The organism is Gilliamella sp. wkB7 (genome assembly GCF_001693435.1).
GTDB lineage: Bacteria > Pseudomonadota > Gammaproteobacteria > Enterobacterales > Orbaceae > Gilliamella > Gilliamella apicola_N.
This window is the reverse complement of the sequence record NZ_CM004509.1, coordinates 977591-999819: the sequence shown is the minus strand read 5'-3', so window position 1 is coordinate 999819 and position 22229 is coordinate 977591. Positions and strand designations below refer to the sequence as shown.

Annotated in this window: 19 protein-coding genes and 1 CRISPR repeat array; of the genes, 9 read left to right on the top strand and 10 right to left on the bottom strand. The window is 34.6% G+C overall.

Going from position 1 to position 22229, the window contains the following annotated elements:
* The first annotated feature begins 13 nt into the window (after positions 1-13).
* The 3 genes from A9G17_RS04285 (at position 14) to yccX (ending at position 2804) form a co-directional block, all read left to right on the top strand.
* Positions 14-1495 carry a mannitol dehydrogenase family protein gene (locus A9G17_RS04285; protein WP_065737655.1) on the top strand — a complete coding sequence of 494 codons (1482 nt, stop codon included), beginning with the start codon at positions 14-16 and terminating at the stop codon, positions 1493-1495.
* Between the two features lie 183 nt (positions 1496-1678).
* Positions 1679-2362, top strand: a complete 684-nt coding sequence (locus A9G17_RS04280; protein ID WP_065737654.1) for a GntR family transcriptional regulator — start codon at positions 1679-1681, stop codon at positions 2360-2362.
* 163 nt (positions 2363-2525) lie between these two features.
* Positions 2526-2804 carry an acylphosphatase gene (gene yccX / locus A9G17_RS04275; RefSeq protein ID WP_065737653.1) on the top strand — a complete coding sequence of 93 codons (279 nt, stop codon included), beginning with the start codon at positions 2526-2528 and terminating at the stop codon, positions 2802-2804.
* Positions 2805-2909: 105 nt separating this feature from the next.
* Here yccX and A9G17_RS04270 read toward each other — a convergent pair whose 3' ends face one another.
* Positions 2910-3503 carry a CHAP domain-containing protein gene (locus A9G17_RS04270; protein ID WP_065737652.1) on the bottom strand — a complete coding sequence of 198 codons (594 nt, stop codon included), beginning with the start codon at positions 3501-3503 and terminating at the stop codon, positions 2910-2912.
* A gap of 281 nt (positions 3504-3784) precedes the next feature.
* Between A9G17_RS04270 and lptC the strand changes: the two genes are divergently transcribed.
* The 4 genes from lptC to A9G17_RS04250 are packed head-to-tail and all read left to right on the top strand — an operon-like array spanning position 3785 to position 7046.
* Positions 3785-4348: an LPS export ABC transporter periplasmic protein LptC gene (lptC, locus tag A9G17_RS04265; RefSeq protein WP_065737651.1), complete on the top strand. Its 564-nt coding sequence runs from the start codon at positions 3785-3787 to the stop codon at positions 4346-4348.
* Positions 4349-4352: 4 nt separating this feature from the next.
* Complete coding sequence (gene lptA, locus A9G17_RS04260) at positions 4353-4904, top strand: lipopolysaccharide transport periplasmic protein LptA (RefSeq protein ID WP_065737650.1); 552 nt, start codon at positions 4353-4355, stop codon at positions 4902-4904.
* A 1-nt stretch (position 4905) separates the two neighbouring features.
* Positions 4906-5631 carry an LPS export ABC transporter ATP-binding protein gene (gene lptB / locus A9G17_RS04255; protein ID WP_065737649.1) on the top strand — a complete coding sequence of 242 codons (726 nt, stop codon included), beginning with the start codon at positions 4906-4908 and terminating at the stop codon, positions 5629-5631.
* Positions 5631-7046, top strand: coding sequence for an RNA polymerase factor sigma-54 (locus A9G17_RS04250; protein ID WP_065739082.1), 1416 nt, complete (start codon positions 5631-5633; stop codon positions 7044-7046). The genes lptB and A9G17_RS04250 overlap by 1 nt, the downstream gene beginning before the upstream one ends.
* A 48-nt stretch (positions 7047-7094) precedes the next feature.
* On the opposite strand, the gene A9G17_RS04245 is transcribed toward A9G17_RS04250, so the two are convergent.
* The 5 genes from A9G17_RS04245 to leuA form a co-directional block, all read right to left on the bottom strand.
* Positions 7095-7865 carry a class I SAM-dependent methyltransferase gene (locus tag A9G17_RS04245; RefSeq protein ID WP_141677562.1) on the bottom strand — a complete coding sequence of 257 codons (771 nt, stop codon included), beginning with the start codon at positions 7863-7865 and terminating at the stop codon, positions 7095-7097.
* 37 nt (positions 7866-7902) lie between these two features.
* Complete coding sequence (leuD, locus tag A9G17_RS04240) at positions 7903-8505, bottom strand: 3-isopropylmalate dehydratase small subunit (protein ID WP_065737647.1); 603 nt, start codon at positions 8503-8505, stop codon at positions 7903-7905.
* Positions 8506-8516: 11 nt separating this feature from the next.
* Positions 8517-9917, bottom strand: coding sequence for a 3-isopropylmalate dehydratase large subunit (leuC, locus tag A9G17_RS04235; RefSeq protein ID WP_065737646.1), 1401 nt, complete (start codon positions 9915-9917; stop codon positions 8517-8519).
* 158 nt (positions 9918-10075) lie between these two features.
* The gene (gene leuB / locus A9G17_RS04230; RefSeq protein ID WP_065737645.1) at positions 10076-11155 is read right to left on the bottom strand and encodes a 3-isopropylmalate dehydrogenase; all 1080 of its coding nucleotides are present in this window, start codon (positions 11153-11155) and stop codon (positions 10076-10078) included.
* 62 nt (positions 11156-11217) lie between these two features.
* Entirely contained in the window at positions 11218-12765 is a 1548-nt protein-coding gene (gene leuA / locus A9G17_RS04225; RefSeq protein WP_065737644.1) for a 2-isopropylmalate synthase, read from the bottom strand.
* 605 nt (positions 12766-13370) lie between these two features.
* On the opposite strand from leuA, the gene nfsB reads away from it, so the two are divergent.
* Together nfsB and ettA are read left to right on the top strand one after the other, a co-directional pair.
* On the top strand, positions 13371-14015 hold the full coding sequence (gene nfsB, locus A9G17_RS04220) for an oxygen-insensitive NAD(P)H nitroreductase (protein WP_065737643.1): 645 nt from the start codon (positions 13371-13373) through the stop codon (positions 14013-14015).
* A gap of 258 nt (positions 14016-14273) precedes the next feature.
* Positions 14274-15941 carry an energy-dependent translational throttle protein EttA gene (gene ettA / locus A9G17_RS04215; protein WP_065737642.1) on the top strand — a complete coding sequence of 556 codons (1668 nt, stop codon included), beginning with the start codon at positions 14274-14276 and terminating at the stop codon, positions 15939-15941.
* A gap of 163 nt (positions 15942-16104) precedes the next feature.
* Here the strand turns inward: ettA and A9G17_RS04210 are convergent, their stop codons facing one another.
* The 4 genes from A9G17_RS04210 to A9G17_RS04190 form a co-directional block, all read right to left on the bottom strand.
* The gene (locus A9G17_RS04210; protein ID WP_065737641.1) at positions 16105-17733 is read right to left on the bottom strand and encodes a DUF2813 domain-containing protein; all 1629 of its coding nucleotides are present in this window, start codon (positions 17731-17733) and stop codon (positions 16105-16107) included.
* A 14-nt stretch (positions 17734-17747) separates the two neighbouring features.
* Complete coding sequence (gene rfaP / locus A9G17_RS04205) at positions 17748-18551, bottom strand: lipopolysaccharide core heptose(I) kinase RfaP (RefSeq protein WP_065737640.1); 804 nt, start codon at positions 18549-18551, stop codon at positions 17748-17750.
* A complete protein-coding gene (locus tag A9G17_RS04200; RefSeq protein WP_065737639.1) occupies positions 18544-19665 on the bottom strand; it encodes a glycosyltransferase family 4 protein in 1122 nt (373 codons plus the stop codon). Before A9G17_RS04200 ends, rfaP begins: the two co-directional genes overlap by 8 nt.
* A gap of 1049 nt (positions 19666-20714) precedes the next feature.
* Positions 20715-21641: a tRNA modification radical SAM protein MnmL/YtqA gene (locus tag A9G17_RS04190; RefSeq protein ID WP_065737637.1), complete on the bottom strand. Its 927-nt coding sequence runs from the start codon at positions 21639-21641 to the stop codon at positions 20715-20717.
* A gap of 313 nt (positions 21642-21954) precedes the next feature.
* Positions 21955-22228: a CRISPR direct-repeat array (repeat unit 29 nt; unit sequence CGGTTTATCCCTGTGTATACAGGGAACAT).
* Between the last annotated feature and the right edge of the window lies 1 nt (position 22229).

The following is a 22229-nucleotide window of genomic DNA, read 5'->3' as shown; positions in this document are numbered from 1 at the left end:
AATAGGAAAAATAATGAAATTATCAAATCAAACTTTATCACAACTACCTGAAGCGGTAGTTGTACCAAATTATGATAGAAATCAGCTTAAAACTAAAATCGTTCATCTTGGTTTTGGTGCTTTTCATCGTGCTCATCAAGCTGTATTTGCCGATATTTTAGCTGCCGAACATGGTAGTGATTGGGGATACTGTGAAGTTAATTTAATTGGTGGTGAAAAACAAATCGCTGATCTTAAAGAACAAAATTATCTATTTAGTGTTTGTGAAATGTCCTATGATAACTGGTCTACCCGAGTGGTGGGGGTCGCCAAAGAAGCATTACATGCAGATATAGATGGTATAGCAAAAATTTTAGAGGTTATGACGCGTCAAGAAATCGCAATTATATCAATAACTGTCACTGAAAAAGGTTATTGCTATTTACCCGCGACAGCATCAATTGATATCAATAATGTACTTATTCAACATGATATTGACAATCCAACTAATCCTAAAAGTGTACCAGGGGTCATTGTCGAGGCTTTACGTATCCGTAAAGAAAAAGGCTTAAAACCTTTTTCGGTCATGTCTTGTGACAATATGCCAGAAAATGGACATGTAACACGTAATGTAGTTTTAGCTTTAGCAAAAATAAGGGATGCAAACTTATCCCAATGGATTGAAAAAAATGTCAGCTTCCCATCTACTATGGTTGACCGTATTGTGCCAGCAGTAACGCCAGATACAATAGCAAAAATACAAAAGCAATTGGGGGGAATTGACGATCCTGCAGGTGTTGCTGGTGAGCCATTCAAGCAATGGGTAATTGAAGATAATTTTGTCGCAGGTCGTCCAGAATGGCAAAAATCTGGTGCAGAGTTAGTCAATGATGTTCTACCGTATGAAGAAATGAAATTACGCATGCTAAATGGTAGTCACTCCTTTTTTGCCTATCTAGGTTATTTGGCAGGATATTTACACATAGATGAATGTATGCAAGATCCCTATTATGTAAAAGCGGCTCGTCACCTTATGTTACAAGAACAAGCAACGACCTTACGCGTAAAAGGGGTTGATTTATCAGCTTATGCGGATTCATTACTTGATCGTTATCGTAACACTGGTCTTAAACATCGTACTTGGCAAATTGCCATGGATGGTACTTTAAAATTACCACAACGTATGCTTGATTCTGTTCGTTATCATTTAGTCAATAATACACCATTTGATTGTTTAGCTTTAGGTGTTGCCGCTTGGATGCGATACGTTAGTGGTATCGACGATAATGGTAAAGATATTGAAGTTAGTGATCCGGCCGCAGAGCAACTAAAAGAGTTGGTATCAAACAGTCCAGATAATGAAGAGCGAGTCAAAGCATTATTATCATTGACACATGTTTTTGGAAATGATTTATCTAATAATCAATATTTTATCATTCAAGTTACCAACGCTTATTTATCTTTAAGGGATAAAGGCGCTAAACAGACTGTCCAACAATTAGCACAGAGTTTTTAACACAACTAACAATAATTAATAAAATCAAAGTGTAATAACCAGTAATGGTATTACACTTTTCTAATTGTTCAAATATAAAGCAGAGCCTAATTTGTTATTATGGGTATTTATCAAAAAAACTTTTCTTATACTTAAAAATCACCTACTATTCTTAATTATTTATTCTTTTAAATAAGATGGTATATGTTTAAATCTATCGACTTAAATATTTCTGAACCAGTTAATCAACAAATTTATCGTACATTACGAAAAGCTATTATTACCTGTTATGTTTTACCGGGTGTTTTACTTTCAGAAAAAGAAATTTCCAGTCAATTCAATGTTTCTCGCCAACCTGTTCGTGAAGCATTTATTAAACTAGCTGAAGCAGGTCTTGTACAAATTCTTCCCCAACGTGGCACATTTGTAACGAAAATTTCTATCAAGAAAGTGATGGATGGGCAATTTATTCGTGAAGCAGTTGAATGCGCCATCATCAAACGTGCCGCTATAGAGATCAGTCAATCAGATATTTCATTATTGCAAAAAAATCTCGCGGAACAAAAACAAGCTAATGAACGTAAAGATATACGTTATTTTTTGGAAAAAGATGACGAGTTTCATCAAATATTAATGAATGTAATTGATTGCCCGATGGCATGGCAAACAGTTGAAAATATCAAAGCAATGATGGATAGAGTAAGATATTTAACATTAGAAGATGTCTCTCCACCGGAAGATCTAGTTAAACAACATGAAAAAATTTTAATTGCACTGGAAAATCATGATCCAGAGCTTGCAGTACTGGCTTTACATGAGCATTTGTCAGCGATTCTACAAACTATAACAATTGTATCGCAACAAAAAAATGAATGGTTTGTTGATTAATACTGATATTATCTTGTATTTTTTGATTGTAAAACCTGATCATTTATTAATTTTTATATTCATATCTTTAGCTTATTTAGTTAAAAAAAATTAATAAAATTACTGGTTATAATTATCACGCTATAATGTTTTTTGATTTGAAAAACCTAGGTAAGGTTGTAATATGATTAAACAAGTAAAAATTCAAGTGAGTGGACGGGTACAAGGGGTTGGATTTCGTTTTTTTACTCATCAACAAGCAAAAAAACTGGGTTTATTTGGCTACGTTAAAAATTTGGATAATGGTGATGTTGAAATTCTTATTCAAGGAGATAGTTTACAAATAACTAAATTCACTGAGTGGCTTAACCAAGGGGGACCTTCGTCTGCCCGCATTAGCAATATTAATATTTGTGAATTAGCACCTAAAAACGATTTAACTTCTTTTAATATCCGATATTAATTTATTTAAATAAGTTAATCTTAGATGATTTTTAATGGTAGTCACCCAGTTTTTCTAAATAATACTTAGATGGTTAATTAATATAAAATATTATGAAATTTGCTTTTAACGCTTACGTAAATAACCTAAAACACGAAAGGCATCTATTTTCCATAACCCATCTTTATAAATTAGTGGAAAAGTTGCGCGACTACTGGCAGTAGGGCCAGGATTTTGCTGAATGATCTCAATATCAGTGTCAGTAACTTTACTGATGATGGCTACGTGACCATATCTAGACCAATCTAAGACAATAATATCGTCAACTTGAGGTTTAGTGGGGGAGCCATTATGGAACTGAAGTAAATTCCGTTTAGGATTGAGAGATCCATCTGGTATCGAATCATCAAAAAAATCTTTAGCATGACCATAACTGTCAGGCATTTTATGATTAAACCGTTCGTAATAGTAACGTTTAATAAATTCAACACACTGATACTTCAATCCTAAATTATAACCATCTTTTGCTACATTTCTACCACTTACATGATTTGTTGTACCATTATAATAAACTTTAACACCATTAAGTTCATCAACAACCATGCCAATTTTACTTTCATCAACATTTAAATCAGCATAAACAAAATGATGAAAACCAAGACCCAATAACATTAATAAAACAATTATTGAAAAAATAATTTTTTTAAAGCTTAATAACATCTGGGGTCCCTTTTACATATCTTTTTATCTTAAAAATGAAGAATGTTCTAATCCTTGAATGTGTTATATATTATCATTAAAAGTTATCTGTTTTATAGTAAAAAGAAAATTTATAAGTAAATTATCAATATTTTCAATTATTATTTTGAGATTACTTAACTTCTTTTAATGTCAGATATTAATTTAATAAAAAATAAAGTAAAATAACCAAATTACAGAACTTAAAAATAACGATTTATCCTTGTTATTGATTAAACTTATTCGTGTGATAAAAATATGCTATGAATAAAAAAAATTTAATCTATATCTTACTTATCATTGTGGTGGTTGGTGTTTATTATAATTATCAGAAAGATGATGATTCAGATTCAATGTCAACAATCAGCTTATCTGATACGCCGATATATCAAAGTGATGATATGATAACAAATATTTATGACATATCAGGAGAGATCATCTATAAAATTGAATCAGTTAAAGTTAGACATTTTGATGAATCAAATAATACTGAATTTGATTTACCCAATTTGACAATTTATGATCGAGAACATTCCGCTACATGGAATATTCACTCCCAAAAAGCAACGTTAACCAATGATAAACTGATTTATCTTAATCAAAATGTTCAATTAGACAATTTAACTACTGATGCTCAATTACAGCATGTATTAACAGATAATGCTATTATTGACTTAACGACCCAAAATGTCACCTCTAAAGATCTTGTTACAATTAAAGGGGTTGGTTTTTTTTCAACGGGACAAGGATTAATTGGAAATCTACGGACAAAAACCGCAAATATACTTGAAAATATAAAAACTTATTACAACACTGAGGCAAAATAAAAAAATGAGATTGCAAAAACGGTTTATTTATCCATTATTTTTTATGTTATTTATTTCATATGGGTGTTTTGCCGATGAGCCAAATACATCAGCATCCGAAGAACAACATGATAAAAAGATGTTAGTTAATAATAAACCTATTACTATAGATGCTAATAATCAGCAGATTGATATTGATAAAAATATCATAACATTTAGTGGTAATGTGCAAATAACTCAAGATGGTTTAACTATTTTAGCTGATAAAGTGATAGTGACTGATATGCAGGATTCCACAAAACAGAAAATTACAGCGTATGGTAATCCAGTAAATTTTAAACAAATATTACCTCAAAATAATAAAGTTGTGACAGGGCATTCAGAGCAAATTATCTATGATGTTAAACAAAATACGGTCACCTTACAGAATAATGCAGAATTATTTCAGCAGGACAATCACGTGGTTAGTTCAATCATTACTTATAATGTAAAACAACAGTTGATACTCGCCCAACCAAAAAATGGTCGAGTAAAAAGTACTATTATTCCTAGCCAAGTTAAAGAGATAAATAAATAAAATGTCAATTTTAAAAGCGGAAAATTTAGCCAAAATTTACAAGAAACGTCGTGTGGTTGAAGATGTCAGTTTAACTGTAAACTCAGGTGAAATTGTTGGTTTATTAGGACCTAATGGTGCGGGTAAAACCACCACTTTTTATATGGTTGTAGGTATTGTAACTTTAAATGCGGGTAAAATATTTCTTGATGATCATGATATAAGTATATTGCCTTTACATGAACGAGCCCAAAAGGGAATTGGATATTTACCGCAAGAAGCTTCAATTTTCAGAAAACTCTCGGTTATTGACAATATTATGGCCATTTTAGAAACACGCAATGATATTGATAAAAGTGAAAAAATCGAACGAGCAGAAGAACTTCTTGAAGAATTTCATATCACCCATATACGTGACAGTATCGGACAATCATTATCGGGTGGTGAAAGACGTAGAGTTGAAATTGCTAGAGCGTTAGCGGCTAATCCTAAATTTATTTTACTTGACGAACCTTTCGCTGGGGTTGATCCTATATCGGTTATTGATATTAAAAATATCATTAAGCATTTACGTGATAGAGGACTTGGCGTATTAATCACGGATCATAATGTGCGCGAAACGTTAGATGTTTGTGAACGTGCTTATATTGTAAATAAAGGACATTTAATTGCTGAAGGTTCACCAAGTGATATCTTAAGTAACGAATATGTTAAACGCGTTTACTTAGGAAATGAATTTAGATTATGATAAAACCCAGTTTACAACTGAAAATTTCCCAACAGTTGTCAATGACGCCTCAACTTCAACTAGCGATTCGATTGTTGCAGTTGTCAACGTTAGAATTACAGCAAGAAATTCAAACAGCACTTGAAAATAATCCATTACTTGAGATTGCAGATCAATATGATGAAGTAAATATTGAGAAAATTGATTTAAATGAAAATGTTGACACTCGTGAAGCCTTGGATAGCCGAGAAATTCCAGACGACATCCCACTTGATGCATCATTAGATGATATTTATACGGCAGGTACGCCTTCTGGAACTCATTCTGATTATTGTAATGATGAGTTACCAGTTTACCAAGGGGAAACCCATGAAACATTACATGACTATTTAAAATGGCAACTTGATTTAACCCCTTTTAGCGAAATTGATTGTGCCATTGCTGTGTCAATTATTGATGCTATTGATGAAAGAGGTTATTTGACTGTTTCATTAGATGAAATCTTGGAAGAACAAGGTAATGATGAGATTGAACTTGAAGAAGTTGAAACCGTTTTAAAACGAATTTGGCATTTTGACCCAATCGGTATTGGTGCCAGAACGTTGCAAGAGTGTTTATCTATCCAAATCCAATATTTGACACCGCCAACTTTTGTTAAACAAATCATTGATAATTATCTTGATTTATTAGCGGTTCGCGATTATCGAACATTAAAAAAAATGTTGAATGCAACAGATGAACAACTTAAAGAATCTATCGATTTTATTCAGCATTTACAGCCTTACCCTGGTGATTCGGTTAATACCACTTCCCCAGATTATGTGATTCCAGATGTATTAGTCAAAAAAATGAATGGGCGATGGATTGTTGATTTAAATAATGACACCATGCCGACTTTACGCATTAATCAGCAATATGCAGCAATGGAAAAAATTGCCAGTCAAAGCGATAGTCAATATATAAAATCACATTTGCAAGATGCCAATTGGTTTATTAAAAGTATTGAAAATCGTAACGAAACCTTGTTGAAAGTCAGCCAATTTATAGTTGAACACCAACAAGAATTTTTTGAGCATGGTGCAGAATATATGAAACCGATGATTCTGTCGGATGTTGCTACAGCGATTGATATGCATGAATCAACGATTTCTCGTGTGACTACCCAAAAATATTTACAGTGTCCAGCAGGAATATTTGAACTAAAATTCTTTTTTTCAAGCCATGTTAATACTGAGTCTGGGGGCGAGGCATCGTCTACTGCTATTCGTGCTTTAATTAAAAAATATATATCCACAGAAGACAGTAAAAAACCATTGAGCGACAGTAAATTAGTATCAATGTTAGAAAAACAAGGGATTATTATTGCTCGAAGGACAGTGGCCAAATATCGCGAAAGTTTGTCAATTCCACCATCGAGTCAGCGAAAACAGCTTTGAGCGACAGACTAATTACAAAGCTGTTATATAACCATTTGAATTGAGAAATCAAACAATTCTGCTGGTTTCAATAATCATCATATCTGTAGTAAATGAGCCATCAGGTTGCAGTTCAAAATAGTTTTTTGTATCACTAGCAGCTGTTTCTTGATAAGCTCTAATTGCTTCCACTAATTGCGTTGGTGTACGCATGCGTTTAACCCATGTATCAAAAGAGAGTGTTAAACGATGACGAGCAATATTATCGATAGTAAAACCAGCTTCGGTCAAAAATGTTAACCATTCACCTGGCGTATAGTCACGAACATGTGATGTATCACGCAACGCTTCAATGGTTTGTAACCAGATATCTAATACTGGATGTCCGGGGGATACCACATCCATAATTATCAATTTGCCATTTGGTTTAGTGATCCTATGTAATTCACGTAAACTTTTACCCACATCGTGCCAATGATGTGCGGAATAGCGACTTGCAACAATATCAAATTGACTATCGGCAAAAGGTTGCTGTTCGGCATAACCTTGTACTGTGGTTAGATTATTTAAACCTCGTTCCTTAGCTGTTTGAGAAACGACAGATAACATTTCATCGGATAGATCATAAGCGATAACATGTTTTACATGCTGTGCGGCAATAAAACTAACATGACCTGCACCGCAACCCATATCAAGTAATTGAGCTTCAGGATAGTTAGCAAGCAAGTTAGATAAATATTGTAGATCGGGACCTTGGGCGTGAACTTTACTGGTCAAATAGGCATTAGCTTGTTCACCAAATTGCTGTTTTACATGATCGTGATGTGTTGCCATAGCGATTTCCCATAATTTGGCGCCAAAAGGGCGCCTTAAATAATTAAGCTAAAAAGGTTGGAATTTTGTTTTCAAATGTGCTAATCGCATCTTCATGCTGTAAGGTTAATCCAATATTATCCAAACCATTTAATAAACAGTGACGTTTAAATGCATCAATTTTAAATGAATATTGTTTATCGCCAGCAATCACGACTTCGTTAACCAGATCGATAGTAAATTCTATCCCTTCGTTAGCTTCAACAATTTTAAATAATTCATCAACATCTTCTTCTGATAAATTAACTAATAGTAACTGATTATTAAACGAGTTATTGTAAAAAATATCAGCAAAACTTGAACCAATGATGGTTTTAAAACCATAATCGGCAAGTGCCCATGGCGCATGTTCACGTGATGAACCACAACCAAAATTTTCGCGTGCTAATAAAATACTTGCGCCTTTATAACGTGGTTTGTTCAGTACGAAATCGGGATTTGGTTGCTGACCAGCATCATCTAAAAAGCGCCATTCATGAAATGCATGTTTACCAAAGCCAGTACGGGTTACTTTTTGTAAAAACTGTTTAGGGATAATTGCATCAGTATCAACGTTAGCCGCATCTAAAGGTACGACTAGTCCGGTATGTTTTGTAAATTTAGCCATGACAAGCCTCCTTAAAATGATTTGCGAATATCAGTAAAATGACCAGTAATAGCTGCCGCTGCTGCCATAGCAGGACTGACTAAATGCGTACGGGCATCACGACCTTGACGTCCTTCAAAATTACGGTTACTGGTTGATGCACAGCGGTCGCCCGGTGCTAACTTATCATCATTCATCGCTAAACACATTGAACAGCCTGGTAAACGCCATTCAAAACCAGCTTCAATAAAAATTTTATCTAACCCTTCAGCTTCTGCTTGCTCTCGAACAGGCCCTGATCCAGGAACGACCAATGCTTGCACTCCATCGGCAACTTTACGACCTTTAGCAATTTGAGCCGCAGCACGTAAATCTTCAATACGTGAATTAGTACATGAACCGATGAAGACTTTATTAATTTTTATGTCCGACATTTTAGTTCCAGCTGTTAATCCCATGTAAGCTAAAGCACGTTCTGCTGAATGTTTCTCGATAGGATCAGTAAAATCATTAGGGTTTGGCACTTGAGCATCAATCGAAGTTACCTGACCAGGATTAGTACCCCATGTTACTTGTGGCGCAATATCTTTACCTTCTAACGTTACAATGGTATCAAAATGGGCACCTTCATCTGTTTTTAATGTTTTCCAATAAGCGACTGCTTTGTCAAAGTCTTCACCTTTTGGCGAAAATTGACGACCTTTCAAATATTCAAAGGTAACTTCATCGGGTGCGATAATGCCCGCTTTCGCGCCCATTTCAATTGCCATATTACATAATGTCATACGGCCTTCCATAGATAAGGCTTTTATTGCTTCACCACAAAACTCAACCACATGTCCAGTACCACCAGCACTCGTTGTTTTACCAATAATTGCTAAAATAATATCTTTTGCGGTAATACCATCGGCAACATGCCCTTTAACTTCAATTTTCATGGTTTTGGCTCGACCCTGTTTTAGCGTTTGGGTTGCTAACACATGTTCAACTTCCGAAGTACCAATACCGAATGCCAATGCACCAAAAGCTCCGTGTGTAGCTGTATGAGAGTCTCCGCATACAATGGTCATTCCTGGTAAAGTCATTCCTTGTTCTGGTCCTACCACATGAACAATACCGCGTAATGGGCTTTGTAAACCATATAATGAAACCCCAAATTCTTTGGCATTTTTATCCAGTTCGGTTAATTGAATTCGAGCCATTTCACTACAAGCACTAAGATCATTACTTTTAGTTGAAGTATTATGATCCATCGTCGCAAAAGTTTTATTAGGTTGTCGTACTTTACGATTCATGGCTCGCAAACCATCAAATGCTTGCGGAGAGGTAACTTCATGAACTAAATGACGATCGATATATAAGATAGGCGTCTCATTAGGCGCTTCGTAAACGACATGTGCATCATACAATTTTTGATACAGTGTTTTTGACATTGCTGTTTTCCTTGTTATTTCTTATAACGGGTACTAAAAAATTAACTAACATATATCATTCTCTAACAGTTAAATAATCATTAAAACCTGAAAGGGATATCAAAAAGTGACAAGCCACCAATACTCGAATATCCCTTAATCGGATTGATCAAAAACTATTAAATAAGCTTACAAATAATATCACCCATTTCATCGGTTGAAATCGATTGCTGTTTTTGGGCAAGATCAATTGTACGATAGCCTTTTTCTAATGCTTGATTAACGGCCGTTTCAATCGCTGTAGCAATATCATCGCGTTTTAAACTGTAACGAACTAACAACGCTAATGACAAAATTTGTGCGGCAGGATTAGCTATATTTTTACCAGCAATATCTGGTGCACTACCGCCAGCAGGTTCGTATAATCCAAAACCTTGCTCATTAAGACTTGCAGATGGTAACATTCCCATAGAACCAGTAATCATTGCGCATTCATCCGATAAAATATCACCAAATAAATTAGAACACAAAATTACATCAAATTGTGAAGGATCTTTTACTAATTGCATGGTAGCGTTGTCAATATACATGTGTTCAAGTGCAACATCAGGATAATTTTTTGCAACTTCTGTCACAACTTCACGCCATAAAATTGAGGTTTGTAGTACATTGGCTTTATCAACAGAAGTCACTTTTTTACGACGTAAACGCGCAGCTTCAAAGCCCATTTTAGCAATACGCTCAATTTCAAAGCGGTGATATACTTCGGTATCATAAGCTTTTTCTTGAGCACCACTGCCTTCACGGCCTTTAGGTAAACCAAAATAGATGCCACCTGTTAATTCACGCATACACAAAATATCAAATCCGCGTTCTGCAATATCCGCTCGTAATGGACAAAGATCTTCTAAACCTTGGTATAAACGGGCAGGCCGCATATTAGCAAATAATTTAAAGTGTTTACGTAATGGTAATAAAGCACCACGTTCTGGTTGTTGATCTGGCGGTAGATTAGTCCATTTAGGCCCACCTACTGAACCGAATAAAATTGCATCGGCTTTTTCACAGCCTTCTAACGTATCTTTGGGTAATGGGCAACCATGAATATCAATTGCAGCGCCACCAACATCATATTCACTGGTTGTTATAGCTAAATTATATTTTTTGCGGATGACTTCAAGTACTTTATAGGCTTGTTTCATTACTTCTGGACCAATACCGTCGCCGGGTAGTACTGCAATATGGTAACTTTGTGTCATTTTCTTATTCCTTAACAATTTAATGAATTGATTAACTTTGATTATTAAATCACAAGATAATATTAAACAAGATGTAATTTTTGTTTTTCTTGTGCTACTTGATTTGCTCGATAAACATTATTTAAAACATTAATTAATGCTAATGCCGATGCGTGAACAATATCAGTAGCTAATCCTACACCATGGAAATTGCGCCCTTTATATTCTGCAACAATATCAACTTGACCTAAAGCATTTTCGCCTTGCCCTTTGGACGCGAGTTGATATTTAACAATTGCTATAGGTTCATTAGTAATTCGATTTATTGCTTGATATACCGCATCAACAGGACCATTACCCGTTGCAGCATCGGAAAATTTTTTATCCCCAACGATTAGGCTAACCGAAGCTGTTGAGACAACTGTTGAGCCAGATTGGACATTAAAATAATCCAAAACATAATGCTCTTTGTCATCTTTTAGTTGATTAATAAAGATAAGTGCTTCAAGGTCGTAGTCAAACACTTGTCCTTTTTTATCGGCAAGTTCTAGAAATGCTTCATAGACTTGATTTAAGTTATAGTCTTTATCATGATAACCAAGTTCTTCTAAACGGTGTTTCACAGCAGCTCTTCCTGAGCGTGAAGTTAGATTCAATTGAATTTGGTTTAATCCAATTGATTCAGGTGTCATGATTTCATAAGTTTCGCGGTTTTTTAATACCCCATCTTGATGAATTCCTGATGAGTGTGCAAAGGCATTACTACCAATAACCGCCTTATTAGACGGTATTGGTGTATTAGTAATTTGGCTTACGATTTGGCTGGTACGATATATTTCTTGATGATTGATATTGGTGTGAACATTTAAAATATTTTGACGAACTTTAATCGCCATAATCACTTCTTCTAAGGCTGTGTTGCCTGCTCGTTCACCTAAACCATTCATCGCGCCTTCAATCTGCCTAGCGCCTTCTTGAATCGCGCTAATCGAGTTAGCCACCGACATGCCCAAGTCATCATGACAATGAACAGAGATAATCGCTTTATCAATGTTCGGGACACGTTCAAATAAGGTACGAATAATGCCACCAAATTGATAAGGGACAGTATAACCGACAGTATCCGGAATATTGATCGTTGTTGCCCCTGCTTGAATTGCTGCTTCAACAATCCGACATAAGTTATCAATTGGGGTACGGCCTGCATCTTCACAAGAAAACTCCACATCATTAGTATAATTACGTGCACGTTTAATACAGTGCACAGCCCTATCAATGACATCTTCAAATGTCATTTTTAATTTGTCTTGCACATGTAAGGTTGAAGTAGCCATAAAAGTATGAATTCGAAATTGATCAGCAACTTTTAAGGCTTCTGCTGCAACATCAATATCTTTGTCAATACAACGAGATAGTGCACAAACACGACTATCTTTTATTGTTTTTGCGATAGTTTGCACTGATTCAAAATCACCAGGAGATGAAATAGGAAAACCAACTTCCATAATATCAACATGCATTCTTTCTAACGCAAGCGCTATTTGTAATTTTTCTTTAACGCTTAAACTGGCCTGTAACGCTTGCTCGCCATCGCGTAATGTTGTATCAAAAATAATGACTTGATCGCTCATTGTTTTATCCTTTTTATATTTTAGCACTATTGCGATATTTCAAGTTAAGAAAACAAAAAACCCGCACTTTAGCGCGGGTTCTTGTTAATTTAGTCGAGTTATTTAATAAATTATCTTTACTCTACACACAAGATATCCGCGCAATAAGATGCGAGGAGGAGTGTGAGCAAAAGGTAATTTGTTTTAATCATTAAAATTCTCTGACTATTTAGTTTAAATTGGTCAAAATATTGTCATTAGTTTTATCAAATAATAATTTAAATGTCAAGATTAATATTTATAGAATATTACTTTTAACATACTAATTATTGGTAAAAATTTTGTATGCGTTAATAACAATTGTTCATTATTAATAGTCATGTTAGTTTATTTATTTAATGGATTTTTATGTAAACCTGTTAAAGAGATATCATTTAAGCAACAATTATATTGTAATTGAGCAAAATGTGTGCACAATATCAAGCAATGTTTATTAAAAAACACTCAATACTTTAGTTAATTTAATTATTATCCAATTCATAAATTTGACAAGAGTATCTAATTAATCTAATTTTAAAAATCTTTAAGTTACCTTTCATTAACAATCATTAAGATGGAGTTATGATATGAATATTGTCGAGATTTCCCAAAACCGTTACACAACCAAACATTATGATAAAACTAAAAAAATCCCTAAAGAGAAACTTGAACAATTATTAACGGTTTTACGAAACAGTCCATCATCAGTCAATTCTCAGCCATGGCATTTTTTTGTGATTGATAATGATCCCGTTAAAAATAAAATTTTACCGGCAATTGCTGAGTTTAATCAACCTCGAGTCACAGACTCATCGCACACTATAGTTTTTTGTATTAAAACGCCATTAGATGAAGCGCATTTAGTTAATTTATTAAAACAAGAAGAAAAAGATGGGCGCATACCAACAGCCGAATTAAAAGATGCTCAGGATCAAGGTAGACGTTATTTTGTTAATTTAAATAGCTCAACATCTCAATCTCAGCAATGTTGGGAGGGTAAACAAGCCTATCTCGCTTTAGGGCAATTGCTTTTTGCAGCTGCTGCTATTGGTATTGATTCAACAGCTGTTGAAGGATTTGATTGTGAAAAAATGGATGAGATTTTAGATTTAAAAGCAAAAGGATTAAAAAGTTTAGTGATTGCGACTCTAGGTTATCGATCTGAAAATGACGGTAATGCGCATCGCCCTAAATCACGTCTACCAAAAGAACAGATTTTTACTTTTTTATAAATATTAAAATAGAGTAATATTTATAATTATCCCGTCCAATAATGGGTGGGATAATTTAAAAAGACCGGTACTATTTTTGAAAATAATTGTCAGATTTTAAGAATATATCTTCAGTCATTTGTTGTTGTTCTGGTGTAAATTTGACATTATAAAAAAATAACCCTAGACCATACAGATAGAATCATTACAATATACGCCATCAATCACATAGCAATACAATAGGTTGCTAGTTTTAATTAATTAAACGGATGATGTTTTATGGCGCAATATGTCTATACCATGAACCGCGTAGGGAAGATTGTTCCCCCTAAACGCTATATTTTAAAAGATATCTCTTTAAGTTTTTTTCCGGGTGCCAAAATTGGGGTACTCGGTTTAAATGGTGCAGGTAAATCTACATTATTACGTATTATGGCGGGTGTGGATACTGAGATTGAAGGCGAAGCTCGCCCACAACCCGATATTAAAATCGGTTATTTACCTCAAGAACCTAAGCTCGATCCTAAGCAAACTGTACGTGAGGCGATTGAACAGGCTGTTGGTGATGCCAAAAAAGCACTCGCTCGACTAGATGAAGTTTATGCTGCTTATGCTGATCCTGATGCCGATTTTGATAAATTAGCCAAAGAACAAGCAGAGCTTGAAGCAATTATTCAATCGCAAGATGCCCACAATTTAGATAACCAATTAGAGCGTGCAGCCGATGCCTTACGTTTACCTGATTGGGATGCGAAAATTGAAAATTTATCAGGTGGTGAGCGTCGTCGTGTTGCTATCTGTCAATTATTGCTTGAAAAACCAGATATGTTATTAATTGATGAACCAACTAACCATCTGGATGCTGAATCTGTAGCTTGGCTTGAACGTTTTTTACATGATTATGAAGGAACCGTTGTTGCTGTAACTCATGACCGTTACTTCTTAGATAATGTTGCGGGATGGATTTTGGAGCTTGACCGTGGTGAGGGTATTCCATGGGAAGGCAACTATTCATCTTGGCTTGAACAAAAAGATCAGCGCCTAGCGCAAGAAGCGGCAACCGAATCAGCACGTCGTAAATCGATTGAGAAAGAACTTGAATGGGTAAGACAAAATCCAAAAGGTCGTCAAGCGAAAAGTAAAGCCCGTTTAGCTAGATTTGAAGAGTTAAACAGCAACGATTACCAAAAACGTAACGAAACAAACGAACTCTTTATTCCACCTGGGCAACGTTTAGGTGACAAAGTTATCGAAGTAAGCAATTTAAGTAAATCTTATGGTGATCGCGTACTGATCGATAATCTTTCATTCACTATTCCAAAAGGGGCAATTGTGGGGATCATTGGTCCAAATGGTGCGGGTAAATCAACACTATTTAGAATGTTATCAGGTAAAGAGCAGCCAGATTCAGGTACTATCACCTTAGGTGATACAGTACAATTAGCATCGGTTGATCAGTTCCGCGATAGTATGGATGATAAAAAAACCGTTTGGGATGAAATATCCAATGGACAAGATATTATGCGTATTGGTAATTTCGAAATTCCAAGCCGTGCTTATGTAGGTCGCTTTAATTTTAAAGGCGTTGATCAGCAAAAACGTGTTGGTGAACTTTCAGGTGGTGAACGCGGGCGAGTACATTTAGCCAAATTATTACAAGTTGGTGGCAATGTGTTATTGCTTGATGAACCGACCAATGACCTAGATGTTGAAACATTGCGTGCGCTTGAAAATGCGTTGTTAGAGTTTCCTGGCTGTGCTTTAGTTATATCGCATGACCGCTGGTTCCTTGACCGTATTGCTACTCATATTTTGGATTACCAAGACGAAGGGCATGTTGAGTTCTTTGAAGGTAACTTTACTGAATATGAAGAGTGGAAAAAACGTACTTTAGGTGCAGAAGCTGTCGAACCAAAACGTGCTAAATACAAACGTATTACGAAATAGTTGATATTGTCAATTAAGATTATCCGCCGATAATGATTCGGCGGAATATTAATAAATAAAAAATAACTATACAGAATCGCTATATCTACAACTGACATTTTTAAATAATCATTCAATCTATCCCATTAACAAATCTTTTTAATAATACGTATTCAATAAGTGCTTAAGCAAAATTTTTTGATGCTTTAACAATTTTAGCAAATGTATCAGTTAATAAATGTGGTATAGCACTTACGCCACGGGATTTTGCATCATCACAAACAGCAATAGCTAAATCGGGTTTAGAACTGCGATGAATCGCTTTTTGAATAATTTTAGGTACAGGCATATCAATATGTTGCACAGTATTATACGCTGCTAATTTATAAACATCACTAAAGCCATGTTTAAACAAGAAGTTTTCAATATCTCGTGCAGGCAAAACAGTTAAATAATCACTTGGATTTTTGCCTTCAGGACATAGTGATTTCACTGTATCAGCATATTTTTTACCTGCCATATCTCCATCGGTTATTACATACCAATGAATGCCCATTCGATTGGCATATTTTATCAACGGTTTTAAACCGCATTGAGCAAATTCAATTAACTGTACTCCTTCCGAACTTAAATGATAACCACTCTGTTCAGCAAGTTCTCGCAGTAACCAAACTTCGGTTTCGCCTTCCACTAATAACCAACAACGGGCAAATATGGCACTGGCACGTCGATAGAAAATATGAAACAAAATTCGACGACTATCATCAGTTCCAAAAGAACGCGGCGCAATGTATTTTGCAATGATTTTATCTGGTAGACGAATCAAGCGATAAATTGTATCTAATGGAAAGAGTGATACTAAATCACTAGAATTAGAGGTGATAATTTTTTGCGTTGGTAGATGTTTAAGTAACCGAAATCCAACTGATAAGATGATAGGGTGGATTTGGCTTTCAGGCTCTTCTAAAATTAAAATGGGTACTGAACTTTGTGAAAGAGCAGTATTGCCTTTGGCATTAATGAGCGACCCAAATACCCCTAACAAGGTTGCACGTAAGTAATCATCATCTAAATCATCCAAAATATTATTAATGCGCTCAAGTGAATCCCAATCTTCACTGCGTGGGCTCGTTTTTTTGGCCACTTGTTTATAATGATAGCGATGCTGCTGATCCACAAAGTAATATTCTAAAAGTGCACGAGCAGCTTGCAAACCGCGTTGTAATTCATTTTGGCTTAATTGTGAAGAATGTGTCTTTAACTGATTTGACAGTTGCTCAACAAAATATTGCGACAAGGGTTGATTGGTAATGGGTAAATCGTCACTGTTAATTGTATTTTTTAGTGCCATTACTGGATTGAGTTCAATTAAATTAGCAATCAACAATTTATGATTTTCAATATTAAAGGGCTCACCGTTTGCATCAACCAACACATGCTCACTAATAATATTATCATCTTGTTTATCGGCACTAATATGGTAAGTAATGCGACGCAACTTATCTTGTTCTGAATTAAAGCTAACTGGAATGAGTGAGTGATAAGCTTGCTTATCTAGCTCGTTTAAGGACGATTCACAATAAGTAATTTTGATGCTAATGTGATCTCCATAAACATGATTTTGGTCATGATAAAAGTCAGTATCAACAAATTGATAAAACTTATTGTTGAGGGATAATAACGTCAACGCACTAATTAAACTTGAGCGTCCCCAACGGTTCTCGCCAATTAGTACGCTGGAACTTGCGTTAAATTTCAAAGATAATTGGCTAATACCTCGAAATCCTGTAATATCAATTTGTTCAATAAACATAGTATTTCCTTATGTTAAAGTTGATACTTCTGTGTCCGTTTACTAATTCGTTCTGCTTTTTGTTGTGCGCTGGTGATTAATTTATGCTCATCACGTAAAATTGTTTTAATTGGTTTATTAAAATAAACTTTCAAAAATCGCCAAATATCCCGATTTGTTAAGCCAATTTTAGTTGATGAAAAATAAAGTCCAATCAGATCTTTATCGCGCCAACGAGTAGGTACTTTATCGCGAATTTGGGCTCGGTGTAAATCGATTACTGATAATTTAATTTGCTGATGATTTTCAAATAACGGTATATCAAGCAAAAAATGACACAAATAGCAGTCACGATGATTTACTCCAGCTGCATGCATTTTAGCGGTCATATTGGCTAAATAAATAATCAATGAACGCTTTAAATGATAACTCGGGGGCTGGTTTAGCCATGGCTTAGTAAAATCTTCCAAACTAATGGTAGGGTTAAGATCTTTGGTAATAATAAACGAGTGACGTGTCAATGGATTTAATCCTTTTCGTCCAAATGCGCGTCCATCCATAGTATTTACGCCAGCTTGCTCTAAACGATGAATCGCATCCCACTCTTGTTTGGCATCTAAAACAGGTAAACGTAGTGAAATTAGATTCTTTACAATCTCTTTAACTGTGGTACCGCGGTGAATTTTAATAAAATATGATTCATCTTCTAATTGAAAGTTTAAAGTTTTACGCTGTTTGACTGCGCGATAGACTTTACCTGAAATTAATTCAACTTCAGTAAACGGATCTTTTTGTTGCCATAACTGCTCAAAAGGTGATTTAAGTATAATTTCATTCATGATGACATCCTAAAATAATGTCTGCTGCACGCTGCGCTAAATGATATAAATCTTCACTATTACCATAGGCAATGGCATTTTTATGCCAACTTAGCCATTGCTCTTTATCGTTAATTAATTTCGCCAATGCTTGATCTAAAGCATTTTGATGATAAGGTTCACTTAACACAATGCCTGCATTAGCTTGGTTTATATGATAAGCATATCCAGAAATACCTGAAACAATTACTGGTACACCCGCCGCTAATGCTTCAATCAATACCATACCAGCCGCTTCTTGTCTGGCTGGATGAATTAATAGATCGGCTGAAAATAAAAAATCTGGAATATCATCACGACCCGAAAAGAATCGTACTTGTTTTGCAATATTTAATTCTTCAGCCAATTTTTGATAAGGTTCAGGTTTATCTTGCCCAACAACCAAATAGGTGACTTTTTGTTTTGATTCATTAGGTAAAGCAGCGATGGCTTTCAATGACCGATCTACCCCTTTACGTTTAAAATCTGAACCAATTTGAACTATCACAAAATCATCATGGTTAATTTGATTTTTTTGCCGAAATTGTTCACGCTTTATTGGGGCATAAACACTGTATTTGCGATCTAAAGCAATTCCGGGAGGTAATAAAAAGAATCGTTCATCTTGAGTATGATAATAATTTTTAAAATCTTGAGTTTGTTGTTTAGTCAACACCATGATTTTAGTTTTTGAACTTTGGTCAAAAACGGCTTGTTCAAAGGATAAATAGTGTTTGCAACGTTTAGAGTGTTTATAAAAAAAGCCCTTGTGTGCTGCTTTTTCAGCAAAACAAGTATCACCTGCAAAATAGACATCTAACCCAGGCATTTTGTTAAATCCTACGACACAATCAGCGGGATTAGTTTTTAAATGCGCTTGTACCCAATGGTAATAAGCTTGATTACGACTATGGTTAGTTAACCCTTTTTTAGGAACAATAATAATATCAAACCCTGCTGGTTTATCACCTTGCCAGTCTAATACATAAACACGAACTTGATGTCCACGAGCTTGGCAAGCAGTAGCAACTTGCAAAAAATCACGTTGTAAACCACCAAAAGGGAAAAATTTATAAATACAAAAAGCCAGTTGCATGCAGATTGTCTCAAATGATAAAACGTCATTATATACTTGTTGTTAACAAAGGTACAAAAATACGCTGATTCAATTAATATTTTTCACTAAATTCGTATAAATAGTGTATAAAAATCTAAAAATGCCTTAAGTTATCGCGATGTTATTTTCTATAAAACCGATAATCGATAAAGATAATTAAATTTACTTAAAAAATGAATGTGATACTATGTTCATCTTATTAGTGAAATATGAATGTTTATTACGATAAATTACAAATTATTAATATGTTGAAATGGGGTGGATAGTAATTGGTTGTTTATAAATTTAAGCAATCCCTGTTATTCCCTTGGATGAAGTTTAATTATGCAGCGTTCAGGGAATCACTATCACATTTGCGCGCCTTTTTTTGAACAAAAGACGTTGAACAAAATGAATGATGAATTAAATTATTGCTTAATTCAAGATATTAATAAAACAGATTTGAATAAATTTTTTGATGAAAAAATCAAAGTAATTTTGAATAAAACAATTCATTATTGTAATAAATTAAATTTTACAGTTGGACTTGTTTTATAAGTCGGTCTTGCTGATAGTGGATTATTTCTTTACTTTAGAAAATTATATTTTTTGATGTTTGATTTTTTTCTGAAATAGAAATGTCCAATATCAGCATTTTTTTTAATGCTCATGCCATCAGCTAATTAAGTCGGGCTGAACTAAAAGATAAGCATTTTTGTTTTTGTTACCATGTAATTGACATGTTAATTAAGGGCAGAAGATAATTTTTTTATTTTGCTTTTTAAATAAAGCAAACATTTCAAATTCACTAACTCTATTATCTGTCTTTATTACTTTCATAAATTGGTGTATATAAACTTGATTTCATAATTCAGCAATTGCATCAATATTAACACCCAATTCTTTGACAGTTTACGCGAAGTAAACCTATATGTTCTATCAATTCACTGTATCCTAATGGTTTACATCGACATTTTGTGGATAATTAATGTCAAAATATTCATTAATAAATTAATTAGTATCTGTTTAACTATATCAATGTTATTTTTTTATCGTTTAAATTGATAAGTATCACCAATCGCACTACCTTGAACACCAAATTGGCGTAAGTTGTTATCGACAGCATTCATGGATTGCCAATGATTCTCGCACCAATCAGGGGCGAGTAAAGTTGGTTTTCTGGCATTGGCTGAAATTCGATGATATAAAATATTAGCGGGAGTTTGTCGAATAATATCACCAGCAATATCCACATACTCCTCTAATGACAATACTGTTAAGCGTCCCGCTCGCCATGCTTTTGCCATAATACTGCCTTCAACAATATGCAAAGGATGCAGTTTTAGCCCATCAACACCACTTGTTAACACGCGATCAAGCGTAATTAAATTATCTTGCTTGTTCTCATTTGGTAAACCAATAATTAAATGGGTACATACCTTTATACCAAGTTTACGGGCTTTTTGTACCGTTTGGTGATAATCGTCAAATGTATGCCCACGATTAATATGATGTAATGTTTTATCATTAGCGGTTTGCAAACCAAGTTCTAGCCAAACTTCGTAACCTTGATCTTGATAATGAGCAAGTAAATCTAATGCTTCTTTAGGTACACAATCTGGGCGAGTACCAACACATAAGCCAACAATATCGGCACTGTTAAGCGCTTCTTGATACATCTTTTTAAGAATTTCAACTTCGGCATAAGTGCTGGTATAAGCTTGAAAATAGGCAAGATAACGCTTTGATTTTTTCATTTGATGCGCTTGAGTTGCAAGCTGGTCAGAAATAGATTTAACTTGGATAGATTCATCGATAATTGACGCAACATTACAAAAAGTGCAACCGCCAACACCAAGAGTACCATCACGATTTGGACAACTAAATCCACCATGTAACGTTAATTTATAGATCTTTTCTCCATAACGACGCTGCAAATCGGATCCAAACGTATTAACCACTAAATGTAATTGCATAACAAACCAAAATAAAAATTTTTTTTATTGTACGAAGATAACTAATGAACATCAAGAACTAACAAAGACTTACTTTAACCGTTCACTTTGTTGCGGTATGGATTTAATACATTAGTTATTATGTCTCTTGATAACGTATTACTGTGCATCGGATAATTGATCAGTTAACTAGATTAATTTTATATATTTTTATACTGAAACGTAGGCATAACCTGAAACTTTTTAACAAAAATTAGCAAAATCTTGCATAAAAGAAAAATCCCTGTGTGTACAGGGAACACTGGATCTGTGTCCACGTTTTCCGAGCCGTTACCGGTTTATCCCTGTGTATACAGGGAACATGTCTATGCTATTCAATAGGTCATTTATTAATTTCGGTTTATCCCTGTGTATACAGGGAACATGTAATAAATTCTTAAATGAAGTGGCAATTGCTCGGTTTATCCCTGTGTATACAGGGAACATGTCACGAAAAACTACAGCACCAGCACGCACCGCGGTTTATCCCTGTGTATACAGGGAACATTTATCACAGTAATTTTCACAGGTTATGCATGACGGTTTATCCCTGTGTATACAGGGAACATA

Coding starts and splice junctions, on each gene's coding strand:
- A9G17_RS04285 (WP_065737655.1), top strand. CDS start 14: ATGAAATTATCAAATCAAACTTTATCACAACTACCTGAAGCGGTAGTT.
- A9G17_RS04280 (WP_065737654.1), top strand. CDS start 1,679: ATGTTTAAATCTATCGACTTAAATATTTCTGAACCAGTTAATCAACAA.
- yccX (WP_065737653.1), top strand. CDS start 2,526: ATGATTAAACAAGTAAAAATTCAAGTGAGTGGACGGGTACAAGGGGTT.
- A9G17_RS04270 (WP_065737652.1), bottom strand. CDS start 3,503: ATGTTATTAAGCTTTAAAAAAATTATTTTTTCAATAATTGTTTTATTA.
- lptC (WP_065737651.1), top strand. CDS start 3,785: ATGAATAAAAAAAATTTAATCTATATCTTACTTATCATTGTGGTGGTT.
- lptA (WP_065737650.1), top strand. CDS start 4,353: ATGAGATTGCAAAAACGGTTTATTTATCCATTATTTTTTATGTTATTT.
- lptB (WP_065737649.1), top strand. CDS start 4,906: ATGTCAATTTTAAAAGCGGAAAATTTAGCCAAAATTTACAAGAAACGT.
- leuD (WP_065737647.1), bottom strand. CDS start 8,505: ATGGCTAAATTTACAAAACATACCGGACTAGTCGTACCTTTAGATGCG.
- leuC (WP_065737646.1), bottom strand. CDS start 9,917: ATGTCAAAAACACTGTATCAAAAATTGTATGATGCACATGTCGTTTAC.
- leuB (WP_065737645.1), bottom strand. CDS start 11,155: ATGACACAAAGTTACCATATTGCAGTACTACCCGGCGACGGTATTGGT.
- leuA (WP_065737644.1), bottom strand. CDS start 12,765: ATGAGCGATCAAGTCATTATTTTTGATACAACATTACGCGATGGCGAG.
- nfsB (WP_065737643.1), top strand. CDS start 13,371: ATGAATATTGTCGAGATTTCCCAAAACCGTTACACAACCAAACATTAT.
- ettA (WP_065737642.1), top strand. CDS start 14,274: ATGGCGCAATATGTCTATACCATGAACCGCGTAGGGAAGATTGTTCCC.
- A9G17_RS04210 (WP_065737641.1), bottom strand. CDS start 17,733: ATGTTTATTGAACAAATTGATATTACAGGATTTCGAGGTATTAGCCAA.
- rfaP (WP_065737640.1), bottom strand. CDS start 18,551: ATGAATGAAATTATACTTAAATCACCTTTTGAGCAGTTATGGCAACAA.
- A9G17_RS04200 (WP_065737639.1), bottom strand. CDS start 19,665: ATGCAACTGGCTTTTTGTATTTATAAATTTTTCCCTTTTGGTGGTTTA.
- A9G17_RS04190 (WP_065737637.1), bottom strand. CDS start 21,641: ATGCAATTACATTTAGTGGTTAATACGTTTGGATCCGATTTGCAGCGT.